A 13,813-nucleotide genomic window follows, 5' to 3' on the forward strand; every position below is an offset into this window, starting at 1 on the left:
TATAAAACAAAACCCCAATTCTCTCGAGTTGGGGTTTTTGCTTTTTATGCTAATGCCTGTTCTAAATCGGCTATTAAATCTTCTGCATCTTCTATACCTACACTCAGTCGCACCAAATCATCGGTAATACCAACCTCAGCACGTTTATCTGCCGGAATTGAAGCATGCGTCATCAACGCCGGGTGATTGGCTAGTGATTCTACACCTCCCAAAGATTCTGCCAGCGTAAATACTTTTAATTTTTCTAAAAAGGCAATAGAATCATCTTTTTTACCAGAAACGAAGGTAAAAGAAACCATTCCGCCAAAAGCCTTCATTTGTTTTTTGGCAATTTCATGAAACGGATGATTAGGCAATCCTGGATAATATACCGTTTTTATTTTCGGGTGATTGTTCAAAAATTCGACTACTTTTTCTCCATTTTCGCAGTGTCTTTGTACTCTTAGCGAAAGCGTTTTGATACCTCTTAAAACCAAAAAACTATCCATTGGCCCAAGTGTGGCACCCGTTGCAAATTGCTGAAAATGCAATTGCTCTCCCAAAGCTTCATCTTTTACTATCAAGGCACCAGCGATTACATCTGAGTGGCCTCCTAAATATTTGGTCGCTGAATGCATTACAATATCGGCGCCCAAATCAAGCGGTTTTTGCAGATAAGGCGTCGCAAAAGTATTGTCTACCGCAAACCAGATTTTATGCTCTTTTGTAATTTTGGCAATTTCTGCAATATCGGCCAATTTCATCAGCGGATTGGTAGGTGTTTCTACCCAAACCAATTTGGTGTTTTCATTAATCAAAGACTTCAATTTTGTAAGATCGGTCATGTCTACAAAATGAAATTTAATTCCCGAATCTTTGTAAATTCTCGAAAACATTCTGTACGTTCCGCCGTACAAATCATCCATTGCAATGACTTCGTCTCCTGCCTTAAAAGATCTCAAAATACAGTCTGTAGCTGCCAAACCAGAAGAAAAAGCCAAACCGCGAGTACCGTTTTCGATACTTGCCAAAGCATTTTCTAAAGCCGTACGCGTAGGGTTTGATGCTCTACTGTACTCATAATCTCCCAACGGTTGCCCCGGACTTGTCTGGACAAAAGTAGAAGTTTGATATACCGGAGGCATAACAGCTCCCGTACTTGGGTCATGATGCTGACCACCGTGTATTACTTTTGTATTGAATTTCATATAGTTACGATTTTTAACGACTTAAATATTCTACAAATTTACCGTTTAATTTATTCTAATCCTGAAACAACTCACTACCTTTGTATATAATTAACATTTTTTGACATGAAAAACTGCCTTCTATCCCTCCTTTTACTATTTGTATTCGCCAGCTGTACTAAAGAACTTTCATTTGAAAATGAAACCGTTAAAAAAGAATCGGCTTTGCCATGCAAAAAAGATTGTCCCAAAATCAGCATTGATGTTCCTGTGGCAAAAAATAGTCCAGTAGTAGACAGTATCAACAAAAAAATTCTAAACATCTTAAAAGAAATTGTTTATTTTGGAGAAAAACCTGCAGAAGCTAAAGATTATGCTACTCTGGCGGCCTCTTTTATTGCTTCTTATGAAGAAATGCACAAAAAATTTCCTAGTGAAACCTTTGGTTGGGAAGCCAAAATAGCTGGAAATGTCGAATTTCAATCTGAACAAATTCTTAATATAAAAATCGACCATTATACCTTTACTGGCGGCGCTCACGGTTATCAAGGTTTTCGATCGCTATTATTTGATCCGAAAACTGGAAAAAATATTCCTAACAATCGATTATTCAAAAACGAAAAAAAATTCAAAGCTTTCGCTGAAAAAGAATTCAGAACCAAATTTAAAATTCCGTCCGCGGCCAACATCAATTCAACTGGTCTTATGTTCGAAAATGACTCTTTTCAGCTTCCGCAGAATATTTTTTACACCAATCAGGGTTTACTTTTATACTACAACTCGTATGAAGCTGCTTCGTACGCAGAAGGCCCTCTGGAACTGCTTTTTCCTTATGACGCAATTAGTGATTATTTAATTTTTAGGTAAACTCGGATTTTTTTATTGAAAATCATATTTCATTTTTCTTAAAACCCTCAAAGCTTCTTTAAAAGACAAATACACTTGCGGAAAAGGCTTCAAAAGCAATTTTGCATCGATTAATTTTTGCTTCGCTTCTTCAAAACCATTCAAATAACAAATCATAAAAGTAGACGGAAGATTTTCTAAATCCTTCAATTCTCTATGAGACAATAACAATCCTTTTTGCAGTTTTTGAAGCAATGCCATATTCGAATTATAAATATGATACAACATTTTTATATTGAATTCTGGCGGTTTAAAAAGCATTTTTCGGTCGATTTTGTAATATCCGTTATCAAAAAAATGCAGCGTTTGCTCTTCTAAAGGATAATAACTCGTTTTATCGTTTAATCCTAGCGGAATGTACTCTGTTATCGTAAAACTATCCTCATCAAAAACAATGGTCACGACATCCTGTGCAGAATAAAAGAGTTTAATTTGCTCGTTGATTAACTCAATATCTACGCGGGACAAGAACATTGTATCGCGCGACTTTTTAGGAACACCAGCCCAACAAATTACAAACAACTCTTTAAAAACATGGTATTTTGGAGACATGTCTTTGTGCCTGAAATTCATAAAATCAATAACTCCATCTAGCGTATACTGAATACTATTTCGAGAGCTATTTTCTATTCCGATTACCGTTTCAGTGTTCTGATAATTTTTCTCTATTTCGCCTTCTACTGGTACCGAATTGCTTCCGCGTCGCACAAAAATACTGTTGGCAGGAGTGGTATGAATTCCTTTCTTAAAATACGAAACTTTACTTTTGGGTTTAATGGTTACCAAACCTACCACCTTGTCTTTTGGAAGATTTGGAAAAGGTACATTCTCGTACTGAATTTTCGGTGGATTTTCCAGAAAAGCATTCACTAAATTCTGAATTCGGCTGTCATCAAAGAAATCATCGCCGACAATTTCATTGTCATGATCTTCAACGCCCACTACGATATAAGAATTATTGGTAGGATTGGAGTTTGACAACGCACAAATATGTTTCAAAAACTTTCCTTTTCCCTCGCGCGAATGCAAATTCAGCTGCCTTTTTTTATCATAAAAACTGTTCTCGTCATTGTGAGCGAGAAGATTTTTTATCAAAAGGCGTTTATTGATCATTTATTTTAGACTTCTTAGATTATTAGACTTTATGATATCCTAGAAGTTTTTTTTTAACCTTCTAGGATTTTAATTTTAAAAACAAATAATACCTACAAGGTTAAAAAAAAACCTTGCAGGAAAAGCACAATAAATTAATCTCTTTTAACAATAGTCGACGAGGCCTGCGCTGTGCTCATTACAACAAGATCTGCAATATTTACGTGATATGGTCTCGAAACTACAAAATGAATAATATCTGCAATATCCTCAGCTTGTAACGCATGAAAACCTTTGTAAACATTAGAAGCTCTGTCGGCATCTCCTTTAAAACGAACTTCACTAAACTCGGTTTCAACCATTCCTGGATGAATAGCACCAACTCTGATTCCGAAAGGATTCAAATCAATTCGCATTCCCTGGCTAATGGCATCAACAGCGTGTTTTGTCCCGCAATATACATTCCCGTTCGGGTAAACTTCTTTGGCAGCAGTTGATCCTATGCTAATAATATGTCCCGATTTTTTTGCTGTCATTTTCGGAATTACCGCTTTCGAAACATACAAAAGACCTTTTACATTGATGTCAATCATCGCATCCCAATCTTCCAAATCACCCGTTTGAATTGGGTCTAAACCATGCGCATTCCCAGCATTATTAATTAAAATATCAATGTCTGAAAAATAATCTGGCAACGAATTAATACTTTTCGAAACCGCTTCTTTATCGCGAACATCAAAGGCTAAAGAATGCACTTCTGTATATTCTGAAAGTTCTTTTTCCAACTCAATAAGTCGGTCTTTTCTTCTTCCGCAAATGATGATTTTATAATGATATTTAGCAAATAACTGTGCCGTTGCTTTTCCTATTCCGCTGGTGGCGCCAGTAATTAAAATTGTTTTTTTCATTTTGATATATTTATTTTTTGCCACAGATTAAAATGATTTTAAGAGCTATAAAAATCTGTGGCAAATAAGAACATTTAAACCTACTATCGATTTTTATTTTTATGGTACATCATCGCCCATACTTTCTGTCCAGATGGCGAACCAGTCTTCTTGGTCTAATTTTAATTCTACTGCTTTCATCAACGACTGAATTCGAGCAACATTTACCGTTCCTGCAATCGGAATTACAGCTGCGGGATGTTTTAAAATCCACGAAAGTAAAAGAGTATCAGAACCTAAATTGTATTTTTCGACCAAACTCACTAACAATTTTTTCAAACGACGTGTTTTTTTGGTGTCTTCTCTAAAAACAGTCCCAAGCGGATTCCACGAAAGTGGACGAATTCCGTGTGTTTGCATGTAATCAAAACTCCCGTCCAGCATTGGATCGTAATTTGTTGCTGAAAATTGTACCTGATTGTAACTCACTTCTGTCTTCTGACGAATCAATTCGGTTTGAGAACTAGAGAAATTAGAAAGTCCAAAATCGATTATTTTTCCTTCCGTTTTTAATTTTTCTACCGCTTCGGCGATTTCGTCTGCTTGCATCAACGGACTTGGTCTGTGCAATAAAAAAACATCTACATATTCTGTTTTAAGTTTTTTTAAAGATTCTTCAACCGACCAAATAATATAATCTTTAGAATATTCGTAATGTTTTATTTTATTCTGACGACTTTCCGCGATCATTTGGATGCCGCATTTGGTAATCAATTGCAATTTTTCTCTTGCGATTTTACTTGCATGAAATGCTTTTCCAAAATCGGCTTCGGTGGTGTACGAACCGTAAATATCGGCGTGATCAAAAGTGGTAATTTTATTTTCGATACAGATTTGTATCATGTTTTCCATTTCTTTTGGAGTAAGGTTTTTATCCCAAACGCCCCAATTCATAGTGCCTGAAATAATAGGCGATAATGCAGTTTTGCTCATGGTTTTATTGCGTTATTTGTGGTATTAAATATGCTTTTTTATAACATAATCATCAAAGTTCTTAAAAATATAAAAATAGAATCACAATTCGTCCTTAAAATTAGGTCGTTGGTCGAAGTTTTAACCATTCTTTAACATCTTACTTCTCAAAAAATATTCAATTTGCACTCTCAAAAGTAAGGCATAAAAATCAAGGTTTTAAAAATATTTATATGGAAGAAAATACAACGACTTTAGACATTAGAGCGATAAATGAAAAAATTGAAAGAGAAAGTGCTTTTATAGACCTTCTGACAATGGAAATGAACAAAGTTATTGTAGGCCAAAAACATATGGTCGAGCGTTTATTAATCGGGCTTTTGGGTCAAGGCCATATTTTGTTGGAAGGTGTTCCGGGATTGGCAAAAACCTTAGCAATAAATACTTTGTCGCAAGCCGTTCAAGGATCTTTCAGCCGTATCCAGTTTACGCCTGACTTGTTACCTGCCGATGTTGTTGGAACGATGATTTACAACATCAAAGCAAACGAATTCTCGATTAAAAAAGGGCCTATTTTTGCCAATTTTGTACTTGCAGATGAGATCAACCGTGCTCCGGCCAAAGTACAATCTGCATTATTAGAGGCCATGCAGGAAAAACAAGTAACGATTGGCGACACCACTTTTAAACTGGATCGTCCCTTTTTGGTTCTTGCCACTCAAAACCCGGTTGAGCAAGAAGGAACGTACCAACTTCCTGAAGCGCAAGTCGATCGTTTTATGCTAAAAACCGTCATTGACTATCCAAAAATTGATGAAGAGCGTTTTGTTATTCGTCAAAACTTAAAAGGAAGTTACGAAAAAGTAAATCCTGTTGTTTCTGTAGAACAAATTTTACGTGCACAAGAAGCGGTTCGTGAAGTTTACATGGATGAAAAAATCGAAAAATACATTCTAGATATTATTTTTGCTACTCGTTATCCAGAGAAGTACAAGCTAGCCGACTTAAAACCACTTATTAGCTTTGGAGCATCGCCACGTGGAAGTATCAATTTAGCCAATGCGGCAAAATGTTATGCTTTTATCAAACGTCGTGGATATGTAATTCCGGAAGATGTTCGCGCGGTTGTACACGATGTTCTGCGTCATAGAGTTGGAATAACATATGAGGCTGAAGCCGAAAACATTACTTCTGTAGACATTATCAACAAAATCGTAAACGAGATTGAAGTACCTTAAAAATTTGTTTAATGTTTCAAGTTTCATGTTGTAATAAAGCTAACCTGAAACTTGAAACTTTTAAACTTTAAACAAATCCAATGGATACAAAAGAGCTTTTAAAAAAAGTACGTAAAATAGAAATCAAAACCAAAAGACTGAGCAATCATATCTTTTCGGGCGAATATCACTCGTCTTTTAAAGGTCGTGGTATGACTTTTAGCGAGGTGCGTCAATACCAATATGGAGATGATATTCGTAACATCGACTGGAATGTGACCGCACGCTATAACGAAGCACACGTAAAAGTTTTTGAAGAAGAGCGCGAACTGACCATGGTTTTGATGGTTGATATTTCGGGTTCTGAAGGTTTTGGATCTAAAAGTCAATTTAAAAAAGACATCGTTACCGAAATTGCGGCCACCATGGCTTTCTCGGCCACTCAAAATAATGATAAAATAGGTTTAATATTATTTTCGGATACTATTGAATTGTATATTCCACCCAAAAAAGGCCGTTCGCATGTTCTGAGAATCATTCGGGAATTGATTGAATTTGAACCAAAAAGTCAAAAAACAGATGTTGCTCAAGCTTTGAAATTCTTATCGGGAACACAAAAAAAGAAAGCCATTATTTTTATGATTTCAGATTTTATGTCCGAAGATTATGAGCAAACATTAAAAATTGCCTCTAAAAAACACGATATTACCGGAATTCGGGTGTATGACATTCGAGAAGAAAAAATCCCAAATTTAGGTATGGTCACGATGGTTGATGCTGAGACTGGGAAAGTTCAGTTGGTCAATACGGGTTCAAAATCGGTGAGAATAAATTACGAAAAGCATTATCATGAAAGAGTCAATTATTTCAAGGAAGTTTTTAGTAAATCTGGTGCAGGAGTTGTCAATACAAGAGTTGACGAAAATTACGTTACTAAACTGTTAGGTTATTTTAAATCGAGATAAATAAAATTTTAGAGTGCAGATTTTAGAATTTAGATTTCTGCTGAAAATTATACAAAATAAAATCCGCTTAAATCTGCGTGCCTTATTAAGCATTCATTTTAGAATAAAATCTGAAATAAAAAATCAAATGAAATTAAAGCTTTACATATTTTTATTACTGCTTTCAACCGCTGTTTTTGCACAACAAAAACAAGTGGAAACCAGCATTGATACTACAAAAAATAAAATTGGTGCCGAGTTTAAGTTAACACTTAAAACGGTGGTGAGTTCAAAATCTAAAGTTGTATTTCCTCAACTGAAAAACATCGGTGCTCTTGAAGTAATTGAGTCCTACCCGATTGACACTGTCAAAAAGAATGACCAGTACGAGCTTATCAAAAAATATGGCTTAACGCAATTTGATTCTGGAAAATATACGATTCCAAGTATCAAAATCTTAATCGATAAAGCGCCTTTTTTAACAGACTCTTTAGCTGTTGAAGTCACCAATGTAAAACTAGATACTTTACAGCAAAAAATGTATGAAATCAAAGACATTACTGTTGTAGACAATGGTTTGGGAGACTGGTGGAAATATGTTTTGGGCATTTTGATTATTTTAGGAATTGGTGCTTTTGTGTATTGGTACATCAAAAAACGCCAGCAGAAAAAAATCGAGGAAGAAGTATATAAAACACCTATCGAAAAAGCGACAAGTTTACTAAACAGCCTTGAAAAAAAAGAACTTTGGCAAAAAGGTGAAATAAAAGAATATTACAGTGAATTGACTGATATTGCGAGAAATTATATCGAAGAAGCCATTCAGATTCCAGCCATGGAAAGCACTACTTCTGAGTTGATTCAGGGTCTTAAAACGGCTTCAACCAAGAAGAAAATGAGTTTGAGTAAAGAAACGGTAGAAAATCTGGAGCGTGTTTTACGTCAGGCCGATTTGGTAAAATTTGCAAAATCTAAACCTTTAGAATTTGAAATTACCGAAGATCGCAACAAAATTCAGAAAGCGATTTTAACGCTTGACAATGCAATTCCAACTGAAATACCTGTTGAAGAAGAAGATTTGTTACTGAATGAAGCACAAAAACAAAAACAGATTCAACTTCAATTAAAAAGAAAAAGAAACAAACGTATTATTACTGCAACTGCAACTGTAGTGTTTTTGGTTACTGCCACAACAACTTACTTTATTGTTACCAAAGGTTTCAATTTTGTAAAAGATAATGTAATAGGTCATCCAACGAAAGAATTATTAGAAAGTGACTGGGTAAAAAGCGAGTACGGAAACCCTGGCATTTTGATTGAAACTCCAAAAGTTTTAAAAAGAATTGACCTTACTAAAACACTTCCAAAAGAAGGATTGGCATTGGTAAAACAAATGCAGACTTTTGGTTATGGAAGTCTTATAGATAATTTTTCGATAATGGTTTCTACATTAAAATACAAGCAGGAAACCCAAATAGATTTAGCAAAATCTCTCGAAGTTACACTCAAAACAATTGAAGCGCAAGGTGCTAGAAATATGATTGTAAAGCAAGAAGACTTTCAAACCAACGAAGGAATTACGGGAATAAAAGGATACGGAACCTTTAGCAATATTGATACAAATAGTAAATCAAGTACCAAAATGTATTACGAAATCTTGCTTTTTAGTCAAGACGGTGGCTTGCAGCAGATCGCTATTTTTCACGAAGAAGGAGATACTTATGGCAACGAAATTGCAGAGCGTATTTTAAATTCGGTTGAACTTAAAAAAGCAAGTAACTAATGGGAAAGATCACTTTTTTAAATCCAGCTTTTTTCTGGTTGTTTTTATTGATTCCAGTTGTAATTGCTTGGTTCTTCTGGAAACGCAATCAACAGTCGGCAACCTTAAAAATGAGTTCGATACAAGGTTTTAAAGGTTCGGAATCGTTATTAACCAAACTAAAACCTTCTTTATACGTTTTCAGAATTATTGCGTTATGTTCGTTGATCATTGCGTTGGCAAGACCCAGAACGGTTGATATTAGCAATCAGACCAAAACGACAAAAGGAGTTGATATTGTCATGGCCATTGACGTTTCGGGAAGTATGCTGGCAAAAGATTTAAAACCCAATCGTATGGAAGCTCTAAAAAGAGTGGCTGCAGATTTTGTTGAAGAAAGACCCAACGACAGAATCGGATTGGTGTTGTACGCTTCTGAGGCTTACACAAAAACGCCCGTAACGAGTGACAAAGCGATTATATTGCAAGCCATAAAAGACATCAAATATGATAATGTTTTGCAGGACGGAACCGGAATCGGAATGGGACTTGCGACCGCAGTTAACCGATTGAAAAACAGCAAAGCAAAAAGCAGAGTGATTATTTTGTTGACCGATGGTGTAAACAATGCCGGTTTTATCGAACCAGAAACGGCTGCAGATATTGCGAAGCAATATGGTATAAAAGTATACACCGTAGGAATCGGAACCAACGGAATGGCCGAATTTCCGTATGCGTATGCACCAAACGGAGGCTTTTTATTTAAAATGCAAAAAGTAGAAATCGACGAGCAATTGATGAAAAGCATTGCCAGAAAAACAGACGGAAAATATTTTAGAGCTACCAGCAATGATAAATTGGCCGAAATCTACAACTCCATTAATAAATTAGAAACCACAGAAATCGAGGAACTAAAATTCTACGATTACGACGAAAAATACAGACCTTTTGTCTTACTGGCAGTATTTTTATTATTGTTGGAAGTTGGATTACGAAATACAGTTTACAGAAGCTTTATTTAAAGCCCCCTGACCCCCGAAAGGGGAATTTAAAAATAAAAAATAATTTTAGAAAAAATCTAAAATCTACATTCAGAAATCTGAAATTAAAAGATGGAATTAGACGAAAAAAAATATTTATACCTGCTTGTATTACTCCCAATTCTGGTGTGTATTTTCTTTTTTAATTTGTATTGGAAAAGAAAAAAACAACGCGAATTTGGTGATTTGGAAATGGTAAAAAAACTAAGCCCTGAGCGCTCTACTTTTAAACCGGTTTTAAAATTAGTGGTAGTACTTTTGGCCTTAACATGTTTGATTATTGGTTTGGTAAATCCGAAAATCGGTACTAAAATGGAAACCGTTAAACGCGAAGGAATTGATATTGTTTTTGCCGTTGACGTTTCTAAAAGTATGTTGGCCGAAGATGTAGCACCAAGTCGACTTGAAAAAAGCAAACAATTGGTCTCTCAAATCATTAATCAATTAGGAAATGACCGTATAGGTATTGTGGCTTATGCTGGAAGCGCCTTCCCCGTTTTACCTATTACAACAGATTATAGCGTTGCCAAAATGTTCTTGCAAAGCATGAGTCCAGATATGGTTTCATCGCAAGGGACTTCGCTAGACGAAGCCATTCAATTGTCGTCAAAATATTTTGATGAAAAAAGCAAAACAAGCAAGTTATTGATTTTGATATCAGACGGAGAAGACCACTCTGAAGGCGCATTAGCTGCAGCAGAAGAAGCCACCAAACTCGGGATGAAAATTATTACAATAGGTGTTGGAACCGAAAAAGGAGCTACGATTCCACTAAAAGAAAACGGTGTCATCAAAGGTTATCAAAAGGATCAAAATGGCGAAACAGTCATTACAAAACTCAATCAAGAAAGTTTAAGAACCCTTTCAAAATCTACTAAAGGTTATGTTTATGGCGGAAACACAAAAGAGGTTTTAGAATACATAAAAAATGCTTTAAATAACATCCAGAAAACAGAATTTGAAGCGACGCAAATGGCAGACTTTCAATCGCAATTTCAGTGGTTTCTGAGCTTTGCTTTTTTGCTGTTGTTTTTGGATATTTTTCTATTAGAAAGAAAAACAAATTGGATTAATGAATTGAATTTGTTTAATGAAAAGAAATAATGGTTCGGATAAAGATTCGAAGCAAAAAATAAAAAAAATTAGAATGAAAAATTTACTTCTTTATATTTTACTAACGTTTTCTTTGACGGTTTCGGCTCAGGAGAAAGACAAAACATTGCCGGATGCCAATGAAGAATATAAGCAGAATAAATTTGTTGATGCCGAGGCTAATTATAGAATTTCGCAATCAAAATTTCCAAAGAAAAGTATTTCTTCCTATAATTTAGGAAATAGCATTTACAAACAAAACCAAGTTTCTGAGGCTAAATTTGCTTACGCGAAAGCCATAAAAAATGCCAAAACGAAAACCGACAAACACAAAGCTTTTCATAATCTTGGAAATGTTTTTATGAAAGAGAAAGATTATACGCAAGCTGTTGAAGCATACAAACAAGCATTGCGCAATGATCCTACAGACGATGAAACGCGTTATAATTATGCTTATGCCAAGCAAAAACTAAAAGAGAATCCGCCTAAAAACGATAAAAACAAGGATAAAAATAAGGACAAGGACAAAGATAAGAAAGACGACAAAAAAGACGGCGACAAAAAAGACAAGAAGGACGGAAAAGACGACCAGAAGAAAGACGACAAAGGAGATAAAGACAAGGACAAAAAAGACGGAAAAGGAGATCCAAAAAAAGATGATCCGTCTAATAATGGCGAACCAAAACCAATGCCTGGAGGGATTTCAAAAGAGCGTGTTCAGAATTTATTAGACGCTGTAAACAATGAAGAAAAGAAAATTCAAGATAAAGTAAACGCACAAAAAGTAAAAGGAACTCCTAGAAAAACAGAAAAAGACTGGTAAGGATTTTGGGTAAATCGTTTATTCTTTAAATTGTTAATTCTACTCAACAATTAAAACGTTAAAAAAGCGATTAAACAAATTAACCATTAAACGATTAAATATTAAAAACGATTAAACATTAAATGAAAAGATATTTAATTTTATTACTGTTCACTTTTCAAGGGCTCATGGCCCAAGTTCAATTTGAAGCCAGAGTAAGTAAAAACACACTTGGTGTTAATGAGAGATTTCGCATTGACTTTATGATGAATGTCGATGGTGACAATTTTGAGCAACCTACATTTGAAGGATTTAGAGTTGTTGCGGGCCCAAGTCAGCAAATAAGTCAGTCCTGGGTGAATGGCAGAAGCTCTTTTCAAAAAATATATTCGTATATATTGCAGCCTACTCAAAAAGGTAATTTTGTAGTCAAACAAGCGTCTATTGAGTACAATGGGCAGGTTTATAAAACCGCTCCTGTAAAAATAAAAGTGACCAATGCCGTTGCTCCCGAAAATGATCCTGAAAACAGACAGCAACAACAAGGTGGCCCGGAGGCGACCATAAATCTGGTTGCCGAAATTTCTAAAACTACTCCATATCTAAATGAACCGATTACCGTTGTTTATAAATTATATTTTAATAATATCAATGTAACAGGTTTTAAAGAGCTTGGAAAACCAAAATACAATGATTTTTGGAACCAAAATATCGAAATCAAACAATTGCAGGTAGAAGAAGGCAGTTTTAAGGGAGAAAGATGCTATTTTGTTGTTCTTAAAAAAACTATTCTATATCCTCAAAAATCAGGACGATTAACCATTGAGCCGTTATCACTTGATATTGGAGTACAATATCCGAGCAACCGCCGAGATATGTTTGGCCAAATGATTCTTACCGATGGAAACAAAATCGTTTCGGCTGGAGCCAAAACCATTAGCGTAAAAGCACTTCCGGAAACAGGCAAACCAGCCGGTTTTACAGGAGCTGTTGGTAAATTTGATTTTAAAGTTACCCCTTCTAAAACAACTTTGAAAAACGGAGAAAGTCTCGACTTAATCGTAAGTGCAAGCGGAACTGGAAATACAAAATTGTTTACATTACCAAAACCAGTTGTGCCTAATGCATTAGAAATGTACGATCCTGTTCATGACGAAAAGGTAACGACTTCTCTGGCTGGAATGAGCGGAAAAATTTCGGATAAGTATACTATTGTTCCGCAATACAAAGGGAAATACGCTATAAAACCAATGGAATTCTCTTATTTTGATTTGAATTCGGGCACTTACAAAAAGATAACTTCCCCAGAAATAATGGTAGATGTTTTGGATGGCCCTGTTTTGGCAGAAGCCAATCAGACCTCAAAAAACATTAGTACAGCGGTCGAACAATTCAAATATACCCGACCAAAAACGGTTTTAGTGAGCATGTCCAAAAATGATTTTTATGGTTCAAAAATGTATTATACATTATTGTTTTTACCGTTTATCATTATACCCATTATTATCATAGCAAAAAAGAGAAAAGAAGCGATAGACAACGATATTACTGGCAAACGAATTAAGATGAATAACAAACTAGCCAAAAAATACCTTTCTGAAGCCAAAAAACATCTTAATAACAAAGAACCATTTTATATCGCCTTGGAGAAAGCAATGCATAATTTCCTGAAAGCCAAATTGCATATTGAAACTTCAGAAATGAGCAAAGACAATATTCAGGAATTGTTATTGTCACGCAATGCAAATCCGGAAGCGGTACAAAGTTTTATTACACTGACAGAAAATTGCGAATTTGCCCGCTATGCTCCGGCATCAAGTGCTTCGATTCAGCAGGATTATGAGAAAGCAATTTTGATTATTTCAGAATTAGAAAAACAAATTGTTTAGATTAAGAAGTAGTTTTAACAGGTTTATAAAACAGTTTAAAGCGC

The 13,813-nt window shown here is 35.2% G+C and carries 12 protein-coding genes; 8 read left to right on the forward strand and 4 right to left on the reverse strand.

Annotated features, from left to right (window positions below):
• Positions 1-44 precede the first annotated feature (44 nt).
• Positions 45-1,187, reverse strand: a complete 1,143-nt coding sequence (locus LNP22_RS03955; RefSeq protein WP_229975431.1) for a cystathionine gamma-synthase — start codon at positions 1,185-1,187, stop codon at positions 45-47.
• 105 nt (positions 1,188-1,292) lie between these two features.
• Here LNP22_RS03955 and LNP22_RS03960 point away from each other — a divergent pair, with 105 nt between their 5' ends.
• Positions 1,293-2,033, forward strand: coding sequence for a DUF3298 and DUF4163 domain-containing protein (locus LNP22_RS03960; protein WP_229975432.1), 741 nt, complete (start codon positions 1,293-1,295; stop codon positions 2,031-2,033).
• A gap of 12 nt (positions 2,034-2,045) precedes the next feature.
• On the opposite strand, the gene LNP22_RS03965 is transcribed toward LNP22_RS03960, so the two are convergent.
• From LNP22_RS03965 to LNP22_RS03975, 3 genes are all read right to left on the reverse strand, one after another.
• A complete protein-coding gene (locus LNP22_RS03965; protein ID WP_229975433.1) occupies positions 2,046-3,185 on the reverse strand; it encodes an ATP-binding protein in 1,140 nt (379 codons plus the stop codon).
• Positions 3,186-3,319: 134 nt separating this feature from the next.
• Positions 3,320-4,072, reverse strand: coding sequence for an SDR family NAD(P)-dependent oxidoreductase (locus LNP22_RS03970; RefSeq protein WP_229975434.1), 753 nt, complete (start codon positions 4,070-4,072; stop codon positions 3,320-3,322).
• Positions 4,073-4,171: 99 nt separating this feature from the next.
• Entirely contained in the window at positions 4,172-5,044 is an 873-nt protein-coding gene (locus LNP22_RS03975) for an aldo/keto reductase (RefSeq protein ID WP_229975435.1), read from the reverse strand.
• A gap of 212 nt (positions 5,045-5,256) precedes the next feature.
• On the opposite strand from LNP22_RS03975, the gene LNP22_RS03980 reads away from it, so the two are divergent.
• The 7 genes from LNP22_RS03980 to LNP22_RS04010 all read left to right on the forward strand — a co-directional run bounded on the left by LNP22_RS03980 (position 5,257) and on the right by LNP22_RS04010 (position 13,769).
• The gene (locus tag LNP22_RS03980; protein WP_007807095.1) at positions 5,257-6,261 is read left to right on the forward strand and encodes an AAA family ATPase; all 1,005 of its coding nucleotides are present in this window, start codon (positions 5,257-5,259) and stop codon (positions 6,259-6,261) included.
• A gap of 80 nt (positions 6,262-6,341) precedes the next feature.
• Complete coding sequence (locus LNP22_RS03985; protein ID WP_229975436.1) at positions 6,342-7,205, forward strand: DUF58 domain-containing protein; 864 nt, start codon at positions 6,342-6,344, stop codon at positions 7,203-7,205.
• A gap of 127 nt (positions 7,206-7,332) precedes the next feature.
• Complete coding sequence (locus LNP22_RS03990; protein WP_229975437.1) at positions 7,333-8,967, forward strand: hypothetical protein; 1,635 nt, start codon at positions 7,333-7,335, stop codon at positions 8,965-8,967.
• Positions 8,967-9,968 (forward strand): vWA domain-containing protein, encoded by a 1,002-nt coding sequence (locus LNP22_RS03995; RefSeq protein ID WP_210667713.1) that lies wholly within the window; start codon positions 8,967-8,969, stop codon positions 9,966-9,968. Before LNP22_RS03990 ends, LNP22_RS03995 begins: the two co-directional genes overlap by 1 nt.
• A 90-nt stretch (positions 9,969-10,058) precedes the next feature.
• Positions 10,059-11,090 (forward strand): VWA domain-containing protein, encoded by a 1,032-nt coding sequence (locus tag LNP22_RS04000; protein ID WP_229975438.1) that lies wholly within the window; start codon positions 10,059-10,061, stop codon positions 11,088-11,090.
• A 43-nt stretch (positions 11,091-11,133) separates the two neighbouring features.
• Positions 11,134-11,901, forward strand: coding sequence for a tetratricopeptide repeat protein (locus tag LNP22_RS04005; RefSeq protein WP_229975439.1), 768 nt, complete (start codon positions 11,134-11,136; stop codon positions 11,899-11,901).
• Between the two features lie 122 nt (positions 11,902-12,023).
• A complete protein-coding gene (locus LNP22_RS04010) occupies positions 12,024-13,769 on the forward strand; it encodes a BatD family protein (RefSeq protein WP_229975440.1) in 1,746 nt (581 codons plus the stop codon).
• Positions 13,770-13,813: the final 44 nt, after the last annotated feature.

It is taken from the genome of Flavobacterium flavipigmentatum (assembly GCF_020911905.1).
Classification (GTDB): domain Bacteria; phylum Bacteroidota; class Bacteroidia; order Flavobacteriales; family Flavobacteriaceae; genus Flavobacterium; species Flavobacterium flavipigmentatum.

Excerpts from the sequence above, each read along its gene's own strand:
- LNP22_RS03980 (WP_007807095.1), top strand. The coding sequence starts at position 5,257 with ATGGAAGAAAATACAACGACTTTAGACATTAGAGCGATAAATGAAAAA.
- LNP22_RS03955 (WP_229975431.1), bottom strand. The coding sequence starts at position 1,187 with ATGAAATTCAATACAAAAGTAATACACGGTGGTCAGCATCATGACCCA.
- LNP22_RS03990 (WP_229975437.1), top strand. The coding sequence starts at position 7,333 with ATGAAATTAAAGCTTTACATATTTTTATTACTGCTTTCAACCGCTGTT.
- LNP22_RS03965 (WP_229975433.1), bottom strand. The coding sequence starts at position 3,185 with ATGATCAATAAACGCCTTTTGATAAAAAATCTTCTCGCTCACAATGAC.
- LNP22_RS03975 (WP_229975435.1), bottom strand. The coding sequence starts at position 5,044 with ATGAGCAAAACTGCATTATCGCCTATTATTTCAGGCACTATGAATTGG.
- LNP22_RS04000 (WP_229975438.1), top strand. The coding sequence starts at position 10,059 with ATGGAATTAGACGAAAAAAAATATTTATACCTGCTTGTATTACTCCCA.
- LNP22_RS03960 (WP_229975432.1), top strand. The coding sequence starts at position 1,293 with ATGAAAAACTGCCTTCTATCCCTCCTTTTACTATTTGTATTCGCCAGC.
- LNP22_RS03995 (WP_210667713.1), top strand. The coding sequence starts at position 8,967 with ATGGGAAAGATCACTTTTTTAAATCCAGCTTTTTTCTGGTTGTTTTTA.
- LNP22_RS04010 (WP_229975440.1), top strand. The coding sequence starts at position 12,024 with ATGAAAAGATATTTAATTTTATTACTGTTCACTTTTCAAGGGCTCATG.
- LNP22_RS03970 (WP_229975434.1), bottom strand. The coding sequence starts at position 4,072 with ATGAAAAAAACAATTTTAATTACTGGCGCCACCAGCGGAATAGGAAAA.
- LNP22_RS04005 (WP_229975439.1), top strand. The coding sequence starts at position 11,134 with ATGAAAAATTTACTTCTTTATATTTTACTAACGTTTTCTTTGACGGTT.
- LNP22_RS03985 (WP_229975436.1), top strand. The coding sequence starts at position 6,342 with ATGGATACAAAAGAGCTTTTAAAAAAAGTACGTAAAATAGAAATCAAA.